Source organism: Variovorax gossypii (genome assembly GCF_003965815.1).
Lineage (GTDB): Bacteria > Pseudomonadota > Gammaproteobacteria > Burkholderiales > Burkholderiaceae_C > Variovorax > Variovorax gossypii.
This window is the reverse complement of the sequence record NZ_RXOE01000001.1, coordinates 1,428,110-1,449,622: the sequence shown is the minus strand read 5'-3', so window position 1 is coordinate 1,449,622 and position 21,513 is coordinate 1,428,110. Positions and strand designations below refer to the sequence as shown.

Annotated in this window: 18 protein-coding genes; 5 read left to right on the top strand and 13 right to left on the bottom strand. The window is 69.8% G+C overall.

From position 1 onward, the window contains the following. Positions 1-37 precede the first annotated feature (37 nt). Together EJP69_RS06790 and EJP69_RS06785 are read left to right on the top strand one after the other, a co-directional pair. Positions 38-2,551, top strand: coding sequence for a penicillin acylase family protein (locus EJP69_RS06790; protein ID WP_126469145.1), 2,514 nt, complete (start codon positions 38-40; stop codon positions 2,549-2,551). Between the two features lie 106 nt (positions 2,552-2,657). Further along, positions 2,658-3,707 (top strand): hypothetical protein, encoded by a 1,050-nt coding sequence (locus EJP69_RS06785; protein WP_126469144.1) that lies wholly within the window; start codon positions 2,658-2,660, stop codon positions 3,705-3,707. 27 nt (positions 3,708-3,734) lie between these two features. Here EJP69_RS06785 and EJP69_RS06780 read toward each other — a convergent pair whose 3' ends face one another. Continuing rightward, positions 3,735-6,326, bottom strand: coding sequence for an FtsX-like permease family protein (locus EJP69_RS06780; RefSeq protein ID WP_126469143.1), 2,592 nt, complete (start codon positions 6,324-6,326; stop codon positions 3,735-3,737). A gap of 73 nt (positions 6,327-6,399) precedes the next feature. On the opposite strand from EJP69_RS06780, the gene EJP69_RS06775 reads away from it, so the two are divergent. Next, positions 6,400-7,857, top strand: coding sequence for a serine hydrolase domain-containing protein (locus EJP69_RS06775; RefSeq protein WP_126469142.1), 1,458 nt, complete (start codon positions 6,400-6,402; stop codon positions 7,855-7,857). A gap of 9 nt (positions 7,858-7,866) precedes the next feature. Here the strand turns inward: EJP69_RS06775 and EJP69_RS06770 are convergent, their stop codons facing one another. Genes EJP69_RS06770 through EJP69_RS06760 form a run of 3 tightly spaced genes read right to left on the bottom strand, consistent with a single transcriptional unit; the run spans position 7,867 to position 9,961 of the window. Further along, positions 7,867-8,769: an ADP-ribosylglycohydrolase family protein gene (locus tag EJP69_RS06770; RefSeq protein WP_126469141.1), complete on the bottom strand. Its 903-nt coding sequence runs from the start codon at positions 8,767-8,769 to the stop codon at positions 7,867-7,869. Further along, complete coding sequence (locus EJP69_RS06765; protein WP_126469140.1) at positions 8,766-9,326, bottom strand: NADAR family protein; 561 nt, start codon at positions 9,324-9,326, stop codon at positions 8,766-8,768. The genes EJP69_RS06770 and EJP69_RS06765 overlap by 4 nt, the downstream gene beginning before the upstream one ends. 17 nt (positions 9,327-9,343) lie before the next feature. Continuing rightward, positions 9,344-9,961: a DUF4291 domain-containing protein gene (locus tag EJP69_RS06760; RefSeq protein ID WP_126469139.1), complete on the bottom strand. Its 618-nt coding sequence runs from the start codon at positions 9,959-9,961 to the stop codon at positions 9,344-9,346. A 116-nt stretch (positions 9,962-10,077) separates the two neighbouring features. Between EJP69_RS06760 and EJP69_RS06755 the strand changes: the two genes are divergently transcribed. After that, a complete protein-coding gene (locus EJP69_RS06755) occupies positions 10,078-10,803 on the top strand; it encodes an NUDIX hydrolase (protein ID WP_126469138.1) in 726 nt (241 codons plus the stop codon). Positions 10,804-10,812: 9 nt separating this feature from the next. Here EJP69_RS06755 and EJP69_RS06750 read toward each other — a convergent pair whose 3' ends face one another. The 5 genes from EJP69_RS06750 to EJP69_RS06730 form a co-directional block, all read right to left on the bottom strand. Beyond that, the gene (locus EJP69_RS06750; RefSeq protein ID WP_093300618.1) at positions 10,813-12,045 is read right to left on the bottom strand and encodes an RNA polymerase sigma factor; all 1,233 of its coding nucleotides are present in this window, start codon (positions 12,043-12,045) and stop codon (positions 10,813-10,815) included. After that, positions 12,042-12,407: a YciI family protein gene (locus tag EJP69_RS06745; protein WP_093204902.1), complete on the bottom strand. Its 366-nt coding sequence runs from the start codon at positions 12,405-12,407 to the stop codon at positions 12,042-12,044. Before EJP69_RS06745 ends, EJP69_RS06750 begins: the two co-directional genes overlap by 4 nt. A gap of 169 nt (positions 12,408-12,576) precedes the next feature. After that, positions 12,577-13,956: an NAD(P)H-dependent oxidoreductase gene (locus EJP69_RS06740; protein WP_126469137.1), complete on the bottom strand. Its 1,380-nt coding sequence runs from the start codon at positions 13,954-13,956 to the stop codon at positions 12,577-12,579. 5 nt (positions 13,957-13,961) lie between these two features. Then, positions 13,962-14,837 carry a phytanoyl-CoA dioxygenase family protein gene (locus EJP69_RS06735; protein ID WP_126469136.1) on the bottom strand — a complete coding sequence of 292 codons (876 nt, stop codon included), beginning with the start codon at positions 14,835-14,837 and terminating at the stop codon, positions 13,962-13,964. Next, on the bottom strand, positions 14,834-15,544 hold the full coding sequence (locus EJP69_RS06730) for a GntR family transcriptional regulator (protein ID WP_126469135.1): 711 nt from the start codon (positions 15,542-15,544) through the stop codon (positions 14,834-14,836). The genes EJP69_RS06735 and EJP69_RS06730 overlap by 4 nt, the downstream gene beginning before the upstream one ends. A gap of 125 nt (positions 15,545-15,669) precedes the next feature. Between EJP69_RS06730 and EJP69_RS06725 the strand changes: the two genes are divergently transcribed. Beyond that, a complete protein-coding gene (locus EJP69_RS06725) occupies positions 15,670-16,632 on the top strand; it encodes a threo-3-hydroxy-L-aspartate ammonia-lyase (protein WP_126469134.1) in 963 nt (320 codons plus the stop codon). A 16-nt stretch (positions 16,633-16,648) separates the two neighbouring features. On the opposite strand, the gene EJP69_RS06720 is transcribed toward EJP69_RS06725, so the two are convergent. From EJP69_RS06720 to mutL, 4 genes are all read right to left on the bottom strand, one after another. After that, positions 16,649-17,302: an ABC transporter ATP-binding protein gene (locus tag EJP69_RS06720; RefSeq protein WP_126469133.1), complete on the bottom strand. Its 654-nt coding sequence runs from the start codon at positions 17,300-17,302 to the stop codon at positions 16,649-16,651. Further along, positions 17,299-18,342, bottom strand: coding sequence for a tRNA (adenosine(37)-N6)-dimethylallyltransferase MiaA (miaA, locus tag EJP69_RS06715; protein ID WP_126469132.1), 1,044 nt, complete (start codon positions 18,340-18,342; stop codon positions 17,299-17,301). The genes EJP69_RS06720 and miaA overlap by 4 nt, the downstream gene beginning before the upstream one ends. A gap of 67 nt (positions 18,343-18,409) precedes the next feature. Beyond that, positions 18,410-19,387 (bottom strand): alpha/beta hydrolase, encoded by a 978-nt coding sequence (locus EJP69_RS06710; RefSeq protein ID WP_093204919.1) that lies wholly within the window; start codon positions 19,385-19,387, stop codon positions 18,410-18,412. Positions 19,388-19,601: 214 nt separating this feature from the next. Then, positions 19,602-21,509 carry a DNA mismatch repair endonuclease MutL gene (mutL, locus tag EJP69_RS06705; RefSeq protein WP_126469131.1) on the bottom strand — a complete coding sequence of 636 codons (1,908 nt, stop codon included), beginning with the start codon at positions 21,507-21,509 and terminating at the stop codon, positions 19,602-19,604. Positions 21,510-21,513: the final 4 nt, after the last annotated feature.

The following is a 21,513-nucleotide window of genomic DNA, read 5'->3' as shown; positions in this document are numbered from 1 at the left end:
TCCATCAACGAACAAGACAAGGCAGGAGACGAGGCTCATGAAAAGAACAAACCTGCGCCCGGCATCGCGGCGCTCGTTAGGTCAAAGGCATTCCTTTCGCGCGACTGTGCTCGCATCCCTCACCGTTCTCGTGCTCGCGGGCTGTGCCTCGGGGCCTCCCGATGCGAAGACGCCGACGCGACCTTCCTCGTCCTTCGCGGTGCCCGGCCTCGAGAAGCCGGCAGAGGTGCTGGTGGACCGCTGGGGCGTGCCGCACCTGTACGCGGGCACGCTCTACGACGCCTTCGTGGCGCAGGGCTTCATCGCCGCGCGCGATCGTCTCTGGCAGATGGACCTCTGGCGCAAGCGCGGCCTCGGCGAGATGGCGAAGGACTTCGGTCCCGCCTGGGTCGAGAACGACCGCGCCGCGCGTGCCGTGCTCTATCGCGGCGACATGTACCGCGAATGGCTGGCCTACGGCTCCGATGCCAAGCGCGTGGCCGAGGCCTTCACCGCCGGCGTGAACGCCTACGTGGCGCAGGTACGTGCGCAGCCTTCGCTGCTGCCGCCGGAGTTCGCGCTGCTGGGCTACCAGCCTGCGACGTGGTCGCCCGAGGACGTGGTGCGCATCCGCCACCATGGCCTCACGCTCAACTTCACATCGGAGATCGACCGCGCGCGCGCCTTCTGCGCAGGGGGGCCCGGCATCAAGGCCGACTGGCTGCGCCGCGAGCTCGATCCGCCGGTCAACCCGCGCGTGCCGCAGGGGCTCGACCCGTGCACCATCCCGGCGGCCGAACTGCGCGCGGCCTACATGCGGGCCACCGAGGCGCCGCAGTTCAGCAAGACCAACACGAAGCTCGTCGCGACCACCGCGAGCCTGCGGCCCGATGCCGGTTCGACGGACCAGCAGCAGGCTTCGCAAGGCGACCCCACCGGCGCCTACGGCAGCAACAACTGGGTGATCTCGCCGAAGCTCACTTCCACCGGCCGGCCCATCCTGGCCAACGACCCGCACCGCGCGCACGGCGCGCCGAGCCTTCGCTACATGGCGCACCTGAGCGCGCCGGGCATGGACGTCATCGGCGCGGGCGAACCTTTCCTGCCGGGCCTTTCGATCGGGCACAACGGCACCATCGCCTTCGGCCTCACGCGCTTCTACATGGACCAGGAAGACCTGTACGTGTACCAGCTCAACCCGCGCAACCCCAACGAGTACCGCTACCAGGGCCGTTGGGAGCCGATGGTGCGCGTCACCGAGCGCATCGCGGTCAAGGGCGAGAGCGCGCCGCGCGAGGTGGTCAACACCTTCACGCGCCACGGGCCGGTGCTGCTGTCGGAGCCGGGAAAGCAGCGCGCGTTCGCGCTGCGCGCCGCGTGGCTGGAGCCCGGCATGGCGCCGTACTTCGGCTCGATGGACTACATGCGCGCGCGCAACTGGGACCAGTTCCGCGCGGCCATGAACCGCTGGGGCGCGCCGGGAGAGAACCAGGTCTATGCCGACACCGGCGGCAACGTCGGCTGGATTCCCGGCGGCCTCACGCCCATCCGCCCCAACTGGGACGGGCTGATGCCCGTGCCGGGCGACGGCCGCTACGAGTGGTCGGGCTTTCGCAACGGCGACGAGCTGCCTTCGGAGTTCAACCCCGCGCGCGGCTATGTGGTGACCGCCAACGAGAACAACATTCCGCCCGACCATCCCGCGGCGAAGAAGGGCGTGGGCTACGAGTGGAGCGACGCGGCGCGCGCCCGTCGGCTCAAGGAGCTGTTCGCGGCCAAGGTGGCGGCGGGCTCGCGCTTCTCCGTCGAGGATTCGGAGCGCATGCAGAACGACATCGTCGCCACGCCCGCGCAGCGGCTGCTGAAGCTGCTGTCGGGCCTGCGCAGCGACGATGCGCAGACGGCGACCGCACTGCGCATGCTGCAGGGCTGGGACGGCACCATGGACCGCGACAGCGCCGCCGCCGCGCTCTACGAGGTGTGGAGCAGCAAGCCGCTGCGCGCCGCCGTGCTCAAGGCCGGCGCGGGCGATGCCGGTACGGCGCTGGCCGCGCCCGGCGACAACACGCGCATGGTGCTGCTGCTGGAGAACCCTTTCGGCTGGGTCACGAACGAACAGCGCGACGCGCTGCTGCTCAAGACGCTGCCTGCTGCAATGCAGGAGCTCACAGCCAAGCTCGGCCCCGACCCTGCCGTCTGGAAGTGGGGGGCGCTGCACCGCGCCGAGTTCCGCCATCCGCTTGGCGGCGTGGTCGATGCCTCCACGCGCAAGAAGCTCGACGTGGGCGATTGGCCGATGTCCGGCTCTTCCTTCACTCCGATGGCCGCGACCTACCGGGCCAGCGACTACAAGCTGACCTCCGGTGCGTCGTTCCGCATGGTGCTGGACGTGGGCAACTGGGACGCCTCGCGCGTCATCAACGCGCCGGGCCAGTCGGGCAACCCCGAGAGCCCGAACTACCGCGACCTCGCGCCGCTGTGGCTGGAGGGCAGGTACGTGCCGCTGGTCTACAGCCGTGCCGCAGTGGAAAAGGAGACGCTGGAGCGGATCCAGCTCACGCCGGGGAAGTGAGCTCTTCCCGGATGTGACGACGAAAAATCCCCGATCCTGGGGATTTTTCATTCATGGCGCCGAGGCTAGAGTCGTCCGTCGACCACTCCCCGAGGAACAGGCCGCCATGCCCACGCTCGCCGACACCCTGGACCCTGACCACAACACCTTGTGGGCGTTCAACTCGAATGCGGAAAAGCTGGCCGCGCTGCTGGACCAGGCCAACAACGTCGACCAGATCCCCACGATCAACCAGGTTTGCGCCCTCGCCACGATGTTGACAAACTACTGGGCGCCCGATGCCGCGCAGCAGCGTGCGCTGGACAGGGTGATCGGTGCGTATGGGCCGCAGGGCCATGGCGGCGGCTTCCTGCAGGGGCAGGCCGCGCTGCCCTGGCGCCACTTTTCCCGCGAGCTGATCGCACTGCAGTTGGTCGTGAGGATCGCCCACTACAAGTACATCGAGCAGAAGGAACACCCGCTTTGCGGACCGGTCACGTTCATGCACGGCATCGCGCGGCGCAATATCGAGGAATACGTGCTGTACGTGACGGGCCTGGCCGAGATCCGCAGGGGCGACCTCGGGCCCAACACGGTGAAAGTCAAGTCGGGCTCGAACCTGCTGGGCAAGCGTCCCAGGGCCAATGGAGCGGACCAGATCCGCGAGGCCGACTACATCGCGCTGGCCAGCCTGCGCGAAGGAAGCAACCTGCTTGCCTATCGCAGCGCCTCCACCAACAGGACGCTCGAAGGCATGTCGACGGCCTCCACCATGAAGCAGTGGATGCGCGATGCCGGCTTCCGGAACGTGGAGGATCACATCCACAACGGGTGGCGCCTGGCCGGCCTGCTCAGGAAGGCCGACCGCACCAGAGTCGGCCAGAGCATCATCGAGCCGCACTTGCGGACACTGCGGCTACGGCTGGCTGGCGGCAACACCGTCATGCTGGTCGCCGCAGGCAGCCTGGGCGAGATGTCGCTCGGCAGGGACTACAGCCAGTCAGCGCTGATGCGCGTCTTCGGCGGCCACTTCATGCTGGCCCTGTCCGTCCAGATCAGCCAGACCGGCGCGACCTTCGGCCTCGTTACCTGGGGCAGGGAAAGTGCGGCGGACGTCGAGATTCCTTGGAGCAAGCTCGCGAGCTGGTATCGCGGGTACATCTGCGGGCTCCCTTGAGCTGAGGTGCCGCGGGGCTTGTCCCGACTACCAGTCTTCCTTCACCGCCAGCACCACGTCCTTGCCCGCGGCGGCCCGGCCGGCCAGCCAGGCCGTGACCGTGCCCGCGGCCACCACCGCGCCGCACAGCGCCAGCAGGCGCTCCCATGGCACCAGCAGGTCCATGGTCCAGTGGAAACTCTGCGGGTTCACCACCTTCACGAGCACCACCGACACCGCGAGCCCGAGGCCCAGCCCCGCCACGGCGCCGATCGCGGTCCACGCCGCGCCTTCGCCCGCCACCACAGCCAGCACCTGCCGCCGCGTGAAGCCCAGGTGCGCGAGCAGCCCGAACTCCTTGCGCCGCGCCAGCACCTGCGCACTGAAGCTCGCGGCGATGCCGAACAGGCCGATGGCGATGGCCACCGCCTGCAGCCAGTAGGTCACGGCGAAGCTGCGGTCGAAGATGCGCAGCGAGGTCGTACGGATCTGTCCCACCGACGCGATCTCCACCGACCCGGCCGAGCTGTCGTCCTGGCGCGCGGCGAGTTCGCGCACGGAGTTCTGGACGGCGCCCTCCGATGCGCCGGGCGCGAGCCACAGCGCGACGTCGCTCACGTTGCGCTCGCCGGTGATGCGCTCGAAATCGCGCGCGTCCATGGTGATGGCGCCGAACTGCCGCGCGTAGTCGCGCCACACGCCGGCCACGAAGAACGACACCTGCGCCTTGCCCATGGCTCCCGACAGCGGCGAGAACGTAGTGCCCGGCTTCGCGCCGTAGAGCTCCTCCATCGGCTCGCTCACGTAGATGCCGACCTGTCCTTCGGGCACTGGCAGCGCGGAGCCCACGAGCGGCAGCGATTGCGCGGCGCCGCCTTCCAGACTGCGCGCGATCAGCGTCACCGCGGGCCGCGTCGCATCCAGTTGCAGCGACTGCGTGCGCAGCGTGCCGGTGCGCGCCACGCCGGGCAGCTGCGCCAGCGACTGCACGAAGGCCGGGGAAAAGGTCGCGGTGTCGGTACTGCTGGCACCGCCGCTGTTGCTGCCGCGCCCGCCCGAGGTGGCGCGCACGTACAGGTCGGCGGGCAGCACCACGTCGAGCCATTGCGTCACCGAATCGCGAAAGCTCGCCACCATCACCGTGAGCGCCACGGCAAGGCTCAGACTCGCGACCACGCCGCTGACCGCCACCGCCGCCGTGCCGCGCATGCGCCGCGCGCGTTCCACGGCCAGCATCGGCAGCACGCGCTGCGCGAACAGCGGCGCGACGCGGTCGTACAGCAGCGCGATCAGCCAGGGCAGGGCGGTGATGCCGCCCACCAGCAGGCATGCCACCGAGAGGTAGGCCGCCACCGGAATGCCGCCGATGGCGGGCAGCCTGGCCAGCACCGCGCCCAGCGCGATCAGTCCCAGCGCGAGCCAGTGGCCGTTGCCCTGCGTGGGCGCCGCGCCCAGGCCCTTGAGCGTCTGCGCCTCGGGCAGCGCCTGCGCCGCGCGCGCGGGCCACCAGCCGCCGACCAGCGCGGCCAGCACGCCGAGCCCGCCGTAGAGCAGGGCGGCGCCCGCGCTCCAGTGAAGTGTGGGCGCCACGCCCTCGAAATACCCGCCGCCCAGGTCGCCGCCCAGCACGCGCAGCGCGAAGGCCGCCAGCGCCGTGCCCAGCGCGAGACCGGCCGCGCTGCCGATCAGGCCCAGCACCAGCGACTCGGCCAGCACCAGCCGCAGCCGCTCGCGCGGCGTGAGTCCGAGCACGCCGAGCAGCGCGAACTGCTGCGCCCGCTTGGCCACGCTGAGCGCCAGCACCGAGAACACCAGGAAGGCGCCCGTGAAGAGGGCCACCAGCGCCAGCACCGTGAGGTTCACGCGGTAGGCGCGCGACAGGTTGCTCACGCGCTGCGCCGCATCGCCGGGCTCGGCGAACTGCACGCCCGCGGGCCAGTCGGGCGACTTCTGCAGCGAAGCCATGAAGGCCGCCCGGTCGGTGCCGGGCGCCAGCCGCAGATCGATGCGGCTCAGCTGGCCGATGTGGCCGAAGAGTTCCTGCGCGGCCGCGATGTCCATCACCGCGAGCGCCTTGCCGCCGGCGGCCACGTGGCCGTCGACCGTGAGCGGGTGCCAGGCGTCGCCGCTGCGCAGTTGCACTGTTTCCGTGGCGCCTTCGCCAGGTGCCTGTGCAGGCAGGCCCAGCGCGTCGCGCGCCGCGAGGTTGAGGAACACGCGGCCCGGCGCGAAGAGCGCGAAGCGGTCGGCGCCCGCGGCCACCTGCGGCATCAGCGCGGGCGCGATGGTCGGCAGCACCAGTGCGTCGATGCCGATCACGCGGATCGGCACCTGTCGTTCGCCGGCCAGCGCCAATCCCTGGAACTCGAACACCGGACTCGCCAGCGCCACCTGGGGGTGCCGGGCCAGTTGCGCGAACACCGCTTCGTCGAAGCCGCCCTGCACGGCGCGCACCTCGAGGTCGGGCTCGCCGTTGACCGAGCGCACCGCGCTGGAGAATTCGTCGAGCGCAGAAGCGTTGATCAGCTGCACCGAGAAGGCCAGCGCCACGCCCAGCATCACCGCGAGCACGGCGGCCGCGTTGCGCCATGGATGGTGGCGGAGTTCCTGCCAGGAGAAGGTGGTGAGCAATGCGCGCATCGGGCCATTGTCGTCGTGGCGCTCGGGGCATGGCACGATGGCGGCTCTTCGACGACGCCTGAGGATTCCGACGATGCGGCTCCTGCCCCATGCCCCGCTGCTGTACCGTTCCTGGCTCGCGGCCTCGCTTCTCGTACCGCTGCTGGTGGCCGGCAATGCCGTCGCGCAACTGCAGCCGCCGCAGCAGCAACAGCTACAACAGCCCCTGACGCTGGCGAGCGATCCGGCAGTCCTGGCCAGGGCCGCGCTCGGGGCGGAGCGCGGCACGCTGGTCGTCGGCACGCTGCGCAACGGGCAGGCGGCCTACGGCGCGGCCTACAACCCCGAACCGCCTTCGGCCCCGCGCGCCATCGCGGCCGGCAGCGCCGAGCAGCCGATGTTCGAGATCGGCTCCGTCACCAAGGTGTTCACCGGCCTGCTGCTCGCGCAGGCGGTGCAGCGCGGCGACCTGAAGCTCGAGGACACCGTGGGCAAGCTGCTCGCCGGCAAGGTCGAGGGCCTGTCGCCGGCGGTGGCTTCGGTCACGCTGCGCCAGCTCGTCACCCACACCGGCTGCATGCCCGTGATGGCCGACGGCGTGACCGGCGGCGCACCGCTCGTCGAGCAGTTCCACTCCTTCGACAAGCCCCTGTTCTGGGCCGCGCTCGCGCGCATCAGGCTCACGGCAGCGGCGCCGCCGTGCGAGGGCGCGTACAGCAACTTCGGCATGGCGCTGCTCGGCCAGCTGCTCGCCGAGCACTACGAAACCTCGTGGGGCGAACTGGTGCGCGCGCGCATCACCGAGCCGCTGGGCATGAACGACACCGTCATCACGCTCGGCGACAAGGCCTCGCGCATGGCGCCGGCCTTCGCCGGCGACCGCCGCCAGCCGCTGTTCGACATGCAGGCCTACGCGCCCGCCAGCGCATTGCGCTCCACGGCAGCCGACATGATGACCTTCAGCCGCGCCGTCCTCGCGGGAGCCAATGGCCCCCTGGGCCCGGCCGCCGCGCGCATGCTCACGCCGCTGGCGCGCTACGAGGGCGCCGAGATTGGCTACGCGGTGATGGTGCGCGGCCCCGAGGGCGGCCGGCGCACCTACTACCACGCTGGCGTCACCGAGGGCTACCGCACGCTGTGGCTGCTCGCGCCCGACACGGGCGAGGCGATGATCGTTCTCAGCAGCAACGCGCGCGCGCCGATGCAGTCGGTGATGCTGGCCATCGGCAAGAGCCGCTACCCGGTGCCGACGACGGAAGTGCCCCTCGACCCGAAGCGGCTCGACGACTACAAGGGCGAGTACCGCGTGACGAAGTCCAAGTCGCTGAGCTTCGCCGTGCGCAGCGGCAGGCTGCTGGTGCGCGAGACGGGGCGCGGCTACAGCGCGCTCACGCCCACGGGCGCCGACCGTTTCGCCGTGACCGCCATCGGGGCGCAGGTCGTGTTCCGTCGGGACGCGTCGAATGCGGTGGTCGCCGTGTCGCTGATGCAGGGGGGCAGCCAGCTCGACGGTCGCCGGGTGGGCGAGGCGGCCGCCGTCACGCAGGAGTGACCGACAGGCTCAGCCCGTCGACAGCGCCAGCAGCTCGCCGGCCATCCGTTCGATGTCGTCGCGCATCACGAGCTTGTCGAGCCAGTCGCGCGGAATGGCGTCGACACCGTAGAAGGCGCCCGCGAGCTGGCCGCAGATGGCTGCCGTGGTGTCCGCGTCGTCGCCGAGGTTGGTTGCGGCGAGCACGGCCTCTTCGAAGGAGTCGGTGTTCGCGAAGCACCAGCACGCTGCTTCGAGCGACTCGACGCAGTAGCCCGATCCCTTGATCTGCTCGACGGGCTTCGAGGCGTAGGCGCCGCCCGCCAGCGCCGCGACCTTCGCGCTCAGCGGCGCCAGCGGTTCGGTCGAGAGGATCGCGGCCTTGTCTTCGCCGCGCAGTGCCGAACGCAGTTGCAGCGCGAAGAGCTGCGAGCATTCGATGGCCTCCTGCGCGCCGTGCGTGGTGCGGGTGCTTTCACCGGCCTGCTTCCAGGTGGCCTCCGCGCTGGCTGCGTAGAACATCGGCACCGGGGCGAGGCGCATCAACGCGCCGTTGCCGGCGGTGCGCGGATCGGGGTCGCCGGCGAAGGGGTCGCCCGATGCGAGGTAGCGGGTGAGTGCGCCCGACACCGTCAGGCCGATGTCGAAGCAGTTGCCGGTGCTGCTCATGTAGCCCACGCTGCGCCAGTTGCAATACCGGTTCATCTGGTCGACCGCGTCGAAGCCCTTGCAGTGGATCAGGCTCGCCGCCAGGCACAGGGCCATCGAGGTGTCGTCGGTCCATTCGCCGGCGATCAGCCCGAAGGGGCCGCCGCCGTGCATGCCGGTGACCGGAGCGAAGCTGCCGCGCGAGCGGAACTCGACCGTGGTGCCCACCGCGTCGCCGCAGGCCAGGCCGAGCAGGCAGCCCTGGTAGCGTTCGATGGCGCTCATTGCGGGTGCCTCAGCGCTTCGCGCGCGGCCATGAGCGCGAAGCCCAGCAGGTTGAGGCCCTTCCATTCGCGCGGGTCCTGCGCCGAAGGGCTGTTGGCCGCAAGCCCGATGCCCCAGATCGGGTCGACCGGGCTGGCTTCCACCAGCACCTGATGTCCGGTGCCGAGCAGGAAGGCACCGAGCTCCGCGTTCTGCGCGAACTTGGCGATGTTGCCCTGCGTCACGATGTCCAGCCGCGCGGCAACCCACGCGGCCTCGTCGAAGCCGCGGATCTGCCGGCCCAGCTTCTTCGCCTCGCCGGGCGTGCGCGCGGCGAGGATGCGCTCGCAGGTTTCCTGGTCGTCGAACAGGCGTGCCTTGCCGGCCATCATGAAATGCTCGGCCGTGCGGTACCGGACGCCGTCTACGGTGAAGGCCGCCTCGAACCACTGGCTGAAGCAGCTCTTGTTCACGCCGGTCTTGGGCGCCTGATGGCCCCAGAACAGCAGGTACTCGGGGCGATGGCCCTGCGCGAAGTAGGCGGGCAGGTCGCGGGTGCTGCGGGGTACGGTCGTCATTTCTTCTTTTCTCCTTCTCAGCCGATGACGAGCGGGTGCTCGACCGGCAGTTCCAGTTCGGGGTTGTCATCCTGTGCCAGCGGGCGCTGTGCGTCCACGAAGGGACGCATGTCGATGACCTCCAGCAGCTCTTCGTGCGCGAATGCGGCCAGCGTGTGGCCGCGCAGTCCGAGCTGAATCGCGCGGCGTTCCAGCTTGCCGCCCTTCGGCGAGTGGTCCGGGTCCCATTGCAGGCGGACCTCGGACCGCTCCACGGCCTCCTGCCACGCTTCGGGGCTCGGGTAGCTCGCCGCATCGAAGGTCGACGGCACCGCCTCGCGCACCACGCGCTCGAAGAACGCGCGGCGCAACCGCAGGCCCAGCGTGACCTCCTGGCCTTCCTTGGTGCCCCAGCCCGAGCGGTACATCATCCAGAGGAAGTTCGGCTTGATCCAGCTCATGCGCGAGAGACTGAAGTCCGGACCGTCGAGCCGGCCGTGGCGAATGGCGTACTCGCCGATCGCGGGGCGATAGGCCTGGTAGACGATGACCGACGACTCGTCGTGATGGGCGAGGATGTGCCTGCCGCTTTGGGGCCAGCGTGCGCGCTGGGTGAGGTGCCCTTCGGTGGGCAGGGGTGTGACAGCGTCGTGCATTTCGTTCTTCTTTCCTTGTAGTTCTTGTGGCTCGGCTCGTATTCTGACGAGAGTTGCTCTGTGCAACTAATTGAGGGTTGTATAGTGCAACTAATAAACCGCGAGTCAAGCAACCTGTGAACCAGCCTTCTTCGAAGTTCCCGCCACTGACCTTCCCGCGTCCGCTGGTCACGGTCGACGTGGTGATGTTCACCGTGCTCGACGAAGCCCTGCAGGTCCTGCTGGTGAAGCGGCCGGCCGACAGCGAGGAGCCGTTTCCCGGCAAGTGGGCATTGCCGGGCGGCTTCGTGAACATCGACGAGGACGCGACGCTGCTCGACTGCGCGCTGCGCAAGCTGCGCGAGAAGACCGGCGTGATCACGCCTTATCTCGAGCAACTCGGCAGTTGGGGCGGAGCGCAGCGCGACCCTCGGGGCTGGTCTGCCACGCACTGCTTCTATGCACTGATCCCCGCGCAGGCGATGCAGCTGCGCAGCGGCGCCAATGCGGCCGAGGTGGCGTGGTTCGCGGTCGATGCGGCTTCGCGCAAGCGGCTGGCCTTCGATCATGGCGAGCTGCTCGATGCGGCGGTCGCGCGGCTGCGCAGCAAGGTCGAATACACCTCGCTGCCGGCCTTCCTGCTGGAGGAGCCGTTCACGTTGCCGGCGCTGCAACACACCTACGAAGTCGTGCTGGGCCGCGACATCGACAAGAGCGCCTTCCGAAAGCGCATGCTCGACGGTGGTTTCATGGAAGAGGCCGGCATGGTCACCGGCAGTCTCGGCCGGCCGGCCATGAGCTATCGGCTGCGCGACCGATCGCAGGCCGCGCTGTTCCCGCGCACCTTCAACGCGACGAAGTAGGTCCGGGCTTCAGAGCCGGTCCGACATCGCGTGCAGGTACGCGCGCACGGCGGCGTTCGTGCTCAGGCCGATGGCCCTGTCGAATGCCTGGCGCGCGGCGGAGCGTGCACCGCCGGCCGCGAGCAGATGGGCGCGCGCCGCCCAATACGGCTGGTAGTTCGCCACGTCCTGCGCGGGAATGGCTTCGAGCGCTCGAAGGCCGATCTCGGGGCCGCGCGCGTTCGCGAGCGCGCAAGCAAGGCTGACCTGCGCGCCGATGCTGGAGCGCAGCGCCAGCAGTCCTTCGTACAGCGACACCAGCGCCTCGGGCGGCACCGGCGCGCCCACGCGGCGCTCGCAATGGGCCGACTGAATCGCTGCCTCGAGCTGGTAGGCGCCCAGCGATTTCATTTCCGACGCACGGCGCAGGCAGAACTCCGCCTCCGCGAGCAGGTCAGGGTCCCAGCGCAGCGGGTCTTGTTGGTCGAGCGGCACGTAGGCGCCGGTGTCGCTGCGGCGTGCCGCCATGCGGGCCTCGCAGAACAGCATCAGCGCCAGCAGGCCCAGCGGCTCGGGCTCGGCCGGCATCAGGCCGCAGAGGATGCGGCAGAGGTCGATGGCCTCGGTCGTGAGGCCGCGGGGCAGGGCGTCGGCGCCGTCGACGTCGTCCCAGCCCGTGCCGTAGGCCGCGTAGATGCCGTCGAGCACGTCCTGCAGCCGCTGCGGCAGGTCGCGCGCCTGCGGGTATTCGAAGGGAACGCCGGCGGCGCGGATGCGGGCCTTGGCGCGCACCAGCCGCTGGCCGAGCGTGGAGGGCGCGGTCAGGAAGGCGCCGGCCATGCGCGCCGCATCGAGGCCGAGCACGGTCTGCAGCATGAGCGGTGCGCGCGCCGCGGCGTCGACGGCAGGATGCGCGCACACGAAGAGCAGGCGCAGCCGCTCGTCGGGAATGGCGCTGCTGCCGTCGGCGGCGTCGTCGACTTCGCCGGCGAGCAGCAGCAGGGTCTGGGTGGCCTGGTCCTGCACGCGGCTGTGGCGCCAGGCGTCGAGCTTGCGGTGTCGCGCCACGCTCAGCAGCCAGGCGTCGGGCTGCACAGGAATGCCATCGGCGGGCCAGCGTTCGAGCGCGCGGGCGAAGGCATCGGCGAGCGCGTCTTCCGATGCGGCGATGTCATGGGTGCGCGCCGAGAGGATGGCCAGCAGCCGGCCATACGACTCGCGCGCCGCCCGCTCGGCGGCCCTGCCGACCGCCGGGTCGTTCATGCGGCAGCCAGGGCCGTGGCGACGAAGACGGGCCGCACCTCCACCCCGCCGCTGGTCGCGCAGGGCGCGCGCGCCGCCCATTCGAGCGCGGCGTCGAGGTCGGGCACGTCGATCACGAAGTAGCCGCCGAGCTGTTCCTTGGTGTCGGCGAAGGGGCCGTCCTGCACCTGGCGCTTGTCGCCGCGCACGCGCAGCGTGGTGCCGGTCATGGGAGGGAAGAGGCCGTGGCCGCCGAGCGAGATGCCCGACTGGCGCACGGCGTCGGCATACGCGACCCAGCTGGCCCGGTAGGCCTGCGCGGACGCGTCCTCGCGTTGCTCGAATTCGGCCGCGGGCTGATAGAACATCAACATGTACTGCATGGTGTTTCTCCGTCGTGGAAAAGCTTGCTGAGCAAGATCGCTCACCACAATGACGGCCCGCCGGCGGTCATTTCGACACGGGCTTTCGTGCCGAGCAGAATATTTTTTACGCGAACGCCCGCCGGCGCAACGGTGGCTGCACCGAGACGGGCGGGTTCTCAGCTGGCGGTCAGGCGGCCTGGGCCTGGGTCTGGGCCCGCACCGGGGCCTGGGGCGCGAACAGCGCCTCCATCTCGCTGCGTACCTTGTAGGCGGCAGTGGTGGTGTCGATGGCCACGTCGGCCCAGCTCAGGCTCTGGCCCTTCTTCACCGGGCGCGCCAGCCTGACGTTGTGCGCCAGCCCCAGCGGCAGGCCGCCCAGCCGCAGCGAGCGGTCGGCCGGCAGCAGCTTGCCCCAGACGGTGTAGCCGCCTTCGCCGTCGAGCATCTCGCCGGCGGCGAGGTCGCGCTTGGCGGTGGCGACCACGTCGGCATTCCAGCAGGTGGCCACGCCGGTGGGCTCGCCGCGCAGAGCGACGCTGGCCACCGACATGCCCACTTCGAGCCCGATCAGGTGCCAGCGCTTGTAGAGCGTGAAGTAGCGCCCGCTCGGATCGGTGTGGGCGTTGTACTCCTCGAAGCAGTTCCTGATGTAGTCGGTCTCGGCCTCGACCGTGACCCACACGCCCATGCGGATGTCGTACGGGATCTTCCGGCCGTCGGCTTCCAGCGAGGAGATCACCTCGACCATGCCCTTGCGCTCGAGCACGCCGCCTTCGCTCTTCGGCCGCGTGACGAAGGGAATGTCCTCCACGCTGGCGGGCGGGTAGAGCAGGCCGTCCGAGGGCACCGTGAGCCCGGTGGCGTTGGCCACCGCCGAGCTTTCGATCGAAGGCTTGGAGCCGTCGAGGAAGCTGTTGAACATCTTGGGGTTGAGCCCGCCGCGCTTCGCCTGCTCGGGCGTGAGGCCGTAGTTGCCCCATACCGTCTCGGGCGTCGATTCGGTGAAGTGCGGCAGCCACTTGTGGCCGCGCCCGGCCGCCACCACCGGAAAGCCGCAGGTGCGTGCCCAGTCGACCAGGTCGCAGATCAGCGCCGGCTGGTCGCCGAAGGCCAGCGAATAGACAACGCCGGCCTGCTGCGCCTTGCGCGCGAGCAGCGGGCCGCAGAAAGCGTCGGCCTCCACGGTCACGTTCACCACGTGCTTGCCGTGCGCGAACGCGTCGAGGCAGTGGTCCACGGCGGCGATGGGGTTGCCCGTGCACTCGACCACGATGTCGATGGAAGGCTCGCGCGTCACGGCCTGCCAGTCGTCGGTGATCCAGGTGGTGCCGAGCTTCAGCGCCTCATGCACCGAGGCGGCTGCGGCGCGTTCGCGCTGCCAGCCTACGCGCTCGAGGTTGACGCGGGCCGCGTCCGGCGACAGGTCGGCTATCGCCACCAGCTGCACGCCGGGCGTGCGCGGAATCTGCGCGAGATACATCGCGCCGAACTTGCCGGCGCCGATCAGGCCGACGCGGATGGGGCGGCCTTCGGCGGCGCGCTGCTGCAGGCGGGAATGGAGGCTCATGTCGCTCAGGCCTCCACCGTGTCGAGGACATCGGGCGAGGTGCGCAGCGCGCTCTCGGGCAGGCCGTTCTTCCATGGCACTTCCACCGGGTAGGGCTTCAGCAGGCAGTCGTCGGGCAGCAGCTCGATGGGCGTGAAGTCGCGGTGCGCGATGTACTCGGGCCGCTTGTGGCGGCGGATGTGGTTGCTGACCGCGCACAGGCTCAGGTACACAGCCACGCGGTTGAAGGGCGAGAGATTGCTGCCCGAGGCATGCACGAGACAGCTGTGGAACAGGATCATCGAGCCGGCCGGCCCCTTGGGCGAGACGATGCCGCCGTGCTTGCCGCCGGCGCGATCCACCAGCTGGCGGATCAGGTCGTTGTCCACGGTCCACAGCGGGTAGCTGGTGGTCGTGAGGTCGTGCCTGGCATCGACCACGCCCTTGCGGTGGCTGCCCGGGATGAACATCAGCGGGCCGTTGTGCTCGTTCACGTCGTCGAGAAAGATCGCGACGTTCATCGCGCGCTCGGTGGGCATCAGGTCGTCGTTGAGCCAGGTGCCGTAGTCCTGGTGCCACTGCCACACGTCGCCTTCGAAGGCCATCTTTCCGTTGATCTTGAACTGGTGCATGTAGACCTCTTCGCCGAAGAGATCGGTCACCGGCTCGACCATGCGAGGGTGGCGCGCGAGCCGGGCGAAGGGCTCGCTCACGAGGTGCGCGGCGAAGTTCGTGCGCACGGCGTCGGAGCCTTTCTCGCGCACGTTGAAGGCCTCGCGCCTGGCGTAGAGCTCGGGCACCGCGTCGGTCAGCGCCTTGGTTTCTTCGGCCGAGAAGTGGCCGGGGAAGAACAGATAGCCGTCGCGCTCGAACTGCGCGCGCTGCTCGGATGTCAGTTTCATGCCTTGTCTCCTTTTCTTGCGGGTGTGGCCGTGGTGGTATGGGCGGACGCGGCATGTGCCCGCAGCCGCTCGCTCAATGCCTCGCTGGCCCGCGAGACGTGTTCCTCGCTCAGGCGCGCGGCGCGATCGGCATTGCCCGCTGCGATGGCGTCGGCAATGGCCTCGTGCTCGTCCCACAGCGTCTCGCGCTGCGGCTCGGCCTGCAGCACCGCGCCCATCGCGCGGCGCAGGTGGCGCCAGTGCGGATCGGCGCTCTGGCCGATCAGCGGATTGCCCGAGGCTTCGTAGATGGCCTGGTGGAAGGCGACGTCGGCGTCGAGCATGGCTTCGACATTGCGCCCGCGCGCGGCGCGCCGGCCGCGTTCGATGAGCTTCGGGTCGATGCGAAAGCGCTGCTGCGCCGCCAGCCGTGCGGCCAGTGCGTCGAGCGCGCCACGCACCTGGTAGACCTTGCGCATCGCTTCGGCCTCCAGCGGCGCCACCAGCACGCCGCGGCCGGGCGCGTCGAGCACGAAGCCGTCTTTCTTCAGCAGGCGAAGCGCTTGCAGCACCGGTTGGCGCGACACCGAGAGGCGCTGCGCGATGTCTTCCTGAGTGATGCGCTCGCCGGGCGCGAGCGTGCCGCTGCTGATGGCGCCGAGCAGCGCGCGATAGACCTGGTCGACGAGGTCGGGAGCGACTTCGATGCTGACGAGCTGCGCGGGCATGGTTGTCTCCTTGCGCCGGTTTTTGAACTCTGTATACAGAGTACGGAGTTCGGAGGTGCCCCACATACCGGGTTTTTACCCATCGGGGCTGCAAAAAATTGCAAGCCGCCGCTAAGCTCGAACACATGCAACTACCTATCTACGACGACGTCATCGCCGCGGCCGCGCGGCTCGAAGGCCACGCCCACCGCACGCCGGTGCTGCGCTCCACCACCGCCAACGAGCGCTGGGGCGCCGAGTTCTTCTTCAAGTGCGAGAACTTCCAGCGCATGGGCGCGTTCAAGTTCCGCGGCGCGTTCAACGCGCTGTCGAAGTTCGATGCCGCGCAGCGCAAGGGCGGCGTGATCGCCTTCTCGTCGGGCAACCACGCGCAGGCCATCGCGCTGTCGGCGCGCCTGCTGGAGATGCCCGCCGTGATCGTCATGCCCAAGGACGCGCCGGCCGCCAAGGTCGCGGCCACCAAGGGCTACGGCGCCGAAGTCGTGATGTACGACCGCTTCACCGAAGACCGCGAGGCGCTGACGAAGCGGCTCGCGCAGGAACGCGGCATGACGATGATCCCGCCCTACGACCACCCCGACGTGCTCACCGGCCAGGGCACGGCGGTGAAGGAGCTGATCGAGGAAACCGGCCCGCTCGACCATCTGTTCGTGTGCCTGGGCGGCGGCGGGCTGCTCTCGGGCTCGGCGCTGTCGGCGCGCGCCCTGTCGCCGCAGTGCAAGGTCTACGGCGTGGAGCCCGAGGCGGGCAACGACGGCCAGCAGTCGTTCCGCGCGGGGAAGATCGTGCACATCGAAACGCCCAAGACCATCGCCGACGGCGCGCAGACGCAGCACCTGGGCGAATACACCTTCGGCATCATTCGCCGCGACGTGGACGACATCTTCACCGTCACCGACGAGCAGCTCGTCGACGCGATGCGCTTCTTTGCCGAGCGCATGAAGATGGTGGTGGAGCCCACCGGCTGCCTCGCCTTCGCCGGCGCGATCGCGGCGGGCAAGGCCATCACCGGCAAGCGCGTGGGCGTGCTGATCAGCGGCGGCAACGTCGACCTGTCGCGCTTCGCGGCGCTGATCGCGCCGCAGTAATCCCGCAGCCGCGGGCTCAGGCCCGGATGCCGCCGGCCGTCAGGTGAAGCAGGCGGTCGGCCTGGGCGGCCGCGCTCTCCGAGTGCGTCACCAGCACCAGCGAGGCGCCGTGCTCGCGGGTCTGGCCGATCAGCAGCTCCATCACCTTCGCCGCAGTGGTCGGGTCGAGGTTGCCCGTGGGCTCGTCGGCCAGCAGCAGGGCGGGGCGATGCACCAGTGCACGCGCGATGGCCACGCGCTGCAGCTGCCCGCCCGACAGCGTCTGCGGCAGCCGCGCGCCCATGCCGGGCAGGCCGACCGCATCAAGCATGTGCGCGATGCGGCTTTCGCTGTCCTTCTGCTGGCCCAGCAGCATCAGCGGCAGCGACACGTTCTGCGCCACGTCGAGGTGCGGCAGCACGTGGAAAGCCTGGAACACGAAGCCCACGTGGCGCCGCCGCCAGAGCGCGCAGGCTTCGCCGTCGAGCGCGCCGATGTCGGTGCCGTCGTGCGTCACCGTGCCCTGGTCCCAGCTGTCGAGGCCGGCCATGCAGTTGAGCAGCGTGGACTTGCCCACGCCCGATTCGCCCACGATGGCGACGAACTCACCGGGCTCGACGGTGAGCGTCACGTTCTCGAAGACAGGCGCATCACCGTAGTGCTTGCCGAGGTTGGAAATGCGCAGCGTCATCTTTGAGCGACGGTCCTGGCGATCAGTTGAACGGCGGTCTGCACGGCATCGGGTGCGTCGCAGGCGATCACGGTGCGCTGCGGCATGCTGCGCAGCCAGGTGATCTGCCGCTTGGCGAGCTGGCGCGTGGCGGCGATGCCGCGTTCGCGCAGGTCGGCCATGGCCTTGGCGTCGGGCGCCGTATTGCCGCAGGCATCGAGCGTTTCCCAGGCCTGCCGGTAGCCGACGCAGCGCATCGAGGGCAGGTCGGTCGAAAGATCGCCGCGCGCGCGCAGGGCACGCACCTCGTCGAGAAAGCCCGAGGCCAGCATGGCGTCGAAGCGTTCGGCGATGCGGCCATGCAGCCAGGCGCGGTCGGTGGGTTCGAGCGAGAACAGCGCGCCGCCTTCGACCGCGCTGGCGGTCTTGTTGTCGCTCGCATGAAAGCTCGACAGCGGCCGGCCGCTGCTTTCCCAGACTTCGAGCGCGCGCTGGATGCGCTGGCTGTCCTGCGGCGCCAGCCGCGCGGCCGTGACCGGATCGACCTGCGCGAGCCGCGCGTGCATGGCGGGCCAGCCGTGCGTTGCAGCGTCGGCGTCGATGCGCGCGCGCACCGCGGCATCGGCGGCGGGCATGGCATCGATGCCGTCGAACAGCGCCTTGAAGTACAGCATGGTGCCGCCCACCAGCAGCGGCAGCGCGCCGCGTGCGCCGATCTCGTCGATGAGCCGCGTGGCATCGGCCACGAAGGCTGCCGCGCTGTAGCTCTCGCGCGGATCGAGGATGTCGATCAGGTGGTGCGGCACGGCGGCCTGCTCGGCGGCCGTGGGCTTGGCCGTGCCGATGTCCATGCCGCGGTAGACCAGCGCGGAATCGACCGAGACGATCTCCACCGGCAGCAGGCGCGCGAGCGCCAGCGCGGCGGCCGTCTTGCCCGAGGCGGTGGGGCCGGCGAGGGCGACATAACGCGGTGGAAGTCGGGGCGGGGTGCCCGGCTGGGCCGGCGAGGCCGGGGAGGCCGAGGAGGCGGCCTTTGCGGCCGCGACGGAACTGGGAGACATGGTGCGCCGAGGGTAGCAAATGGCGCGAGCCCGGCCGGACGGCGGGGCTTGGTGGCGTGGCCTCAGGTCAGATCGCCGCGGGCGCGGGCTGCTCCAGCTTGCCGCTCACGTCCTGCGGGGTAGGCGCGCGGCCGGCGGCCGGCGGCGCGAGGCGCGGCGTCGGGCGCTGAACGCCGGCATTGCTGGCGACCATGTTCTCCGGCTTCATGCGGAACAGTTGCGTCAGCGCCGCGCGGTACTGCGCCTCGCCGACCGAGTTGGTGTTGTGGTGCGAGCCGCCCTCGACCAGCACGAACATCTTCGGCACGGTGGCAGCGTTGTAGAGCTTGCGGCCCAGCGTCGGGTTGATGAGGCTGTCGGCGGTGCCGTGCACCACCAGCAGCGGCGCGCCGATGTCCTTGACCGTGTTGATCGCCTCGAAGCGCTGCGTGATGAAGGGGCCGAAAGGCAGCCAGCCCCACTTGAAGCTGCTGACCACGTCGGCGATGGAGGTGAAGGTGCTCTCGACGATGGTGCCGCTCTCGTCCTTCACGTGGGCCGCCAGATCGATACCGATGGCGCCGCCGAGGGAGTGGCCGAAGATGTAACGGTGCTGCCTGGGGTGGCGCGCGGCGAGCCAGGTCCAGGCGGCGCGGGCGTCCTCGCGGGCCGATTCCTCCGAGGGCAGGCCCTTGGAGCTCTTCCCGAAGCCGCGGTAGTCGATGGCCAGCACCGAGAAGCCCAGCTCGTGCATGCGCTGGATCCGAGGGGCCGAGCCCGCCACGTTGTAGCGGGCGCCGTGCAGGTACAGCATCACGGGCGTGTCGGTGGTCTCGGGGGCGCCGCCCAGCCACAGGCCGTGCAGCCGCGCCGGCTCGCCGGTGATGGAGGACTGGAAGTCGATCCACACGTCTTCCATGCCCTGGGCCATGGAGGCGGTGTTGCCCCAACTGCGGTCACTGGGCTGGAAGATCCATTCGCGTTGCTGTTCGTCGAGCGTCGAGCAACCGGCGGCGAGCAGGGCACACAGCGATAAGACAGACGCGAGGAGGGTCCAGCGTTTCATCATGGGGTTGAGGGACAGCGAAGTCGGCCGGAAAGTTCACCTGCTTTCACCTTGATGCGCCGACACAGCACCTTGGTAACCCCCCGAAACAGCGCTCACTGGCGCTTTACAGAACACATGCAACGTATGTGCCCGCGGTTCCGCCGACTGAGGAAAACCCTAGAAAAAAGGCTTAAAAAGTCCGAAAACCGCTGATCGGCCCCGTCTACCCCGGTTATCGGCCACGCATGAAGAGCGAGTCGAGCTCGCGCACCGAAAGCTGGCGCCAGGTCGGCCGGCCGTGGTTGCACTGGTCCGAACGTTCTGTTTCTTCCATCTGGCGCAAGAGGGCGTTCATCTCGTCGATGGTGAGCTTGCGGTTGGCCCGCACCGCCCCGTGGCAGGCCATGGTGGACAGCAGCTCGTTCTGGGCGCGCTGCACGACGGTGCTCGCGTCGTGCTGGCCCAGTTCGGCGAGCACGCTGCGCGCCAGTTCTACCGGATCGCCGTCCGCCAGCGTTCCGGGCACGGCGCGCACCGCGAGCGTGCGCGCCGAGAAGGGCGTGATTTCCAGGCCCAGCGTCGGCAGCACCTCGGCGCAGGCCTCGGCCGTGGCCACCTCCTGTGGCGTGGCCGCGAAAGTGGCCGGGATCAGCAGCGGCTGGCTGGTGATGGCCGCGCCGTCGAGCTGCGTCTTCAGGCGCTCGTAGACGATGCGCTCGTGCGCCGCGTGCATGTCGACGATCACCAGGCCCTGGCTGTTCTCGGCCAGGATGTAGATGCCCTGCAGCTGGGCCAGCGCGCGGCCCAGCGGCCAGGCCTGTTCGTTGGTGGCGAGCGGCGCGGCGTTCGTGTTCGCGGCGGTGATGGGCAGCCCGACCGGGGGCTGGAACGTCGCCGGCGCTGCGCCGGCCTGCGGCCAGAGCGACGGTGAGGCCGGTTCCGCGGCTCGGGCCGGTGCCGGCTGTTCGTCTTGCCGCGGCCACATCGCCTCGAAATCGCCGGTACCGCGTTCGCGCGTTGTGAAATTGATAGCAGGCTGCGACCAGCTGGCGTTCGACGGCAGCGGGGCCGGCTTGAAGAACGGCTGCGGCGCCGTGCCGGAAGGTGCCACCGCGTCGCTGGAGCGGGGCGCGGCCAGCGCGTCTTCCACGGCATGGCGCACCGCCTGGTGCACCTCGCGTCCGTCGCGAAAGCGCACTTCGATCTTGGTCGGGTGCACGTTCACGTCGACCCGCGACGGATCGATCTCGAGATACAGCGCGTAGATGGGCTGGCGCTGGCCGTGCAGCACGTCTTCGTAGGCGCTGCGCACCGCGTGCGACAGCACCTTGTCGCGCACGAAGCGGCCATTGACGTAGAAGAACTGCTGGTCGCCGCGCGAGCGTGCCGCGTCGGGAATGCCCGCGCGACCGATCACGCGCACCGGACCGCCTTCGTGGTCGACCGCCACGCTCTGCGCCACGAACTCGTCGCTGAGCGCATCGGCCAGCCGCTGTTCGCGCGTGGAGGCCGCGCGCCACTGTTCGACCAGCTTGCCGTCGTGCCAGATCGAGAAGCCCACCTCCGGCCGCGCCAGCGCATGGCGGCGCACCGCCTCGATGCAATGGGCCAGCTCGGTGGCGTCGGTCTTCAGGAACTTGCGGCGCGCCGGCGTGGCGAAGAACAGCTCGCGCACCTCGACCGTGGTGCCGGTGGAGCGGGCCACGGGGCGCAGCTCGCCGGTGCGTCCGTCGAGCGCGAAGGCGGTGTCGGCGCCGGCGAAGCGCGAAAGAATGCTGAGCTCGGCAATCGAGTTGATGGCGGCCAGCGCCTCGCCGCGAAAGCCCATCGTGCCGACCGTCTCGAGGTCGACGAGGCTGGCGATCTTGCTGGTCGCATGGCGGCGCAGCGCCACCGTGAGCTCTTCGCGCGGAATGCCCAGGCCATCGTCTTCCACAGAGATCAGCCGCACGCCGCCCGAGGCCAGCCGCAAGGTGATCTGGCTTGCGCCAGCATCGAGCGCGTTGTCCAGCAACTCGCGCACCACCGAGGCCGGGCGCTCGACGACTTCACCGGCGGCGATCTGGCTGATCAGCTCGTCGGGGAGTTCGCGGATGGGGCGGCGTTCGGCAGGGGAGATGGAGGTGGGGAGGGCGCTCACCGGG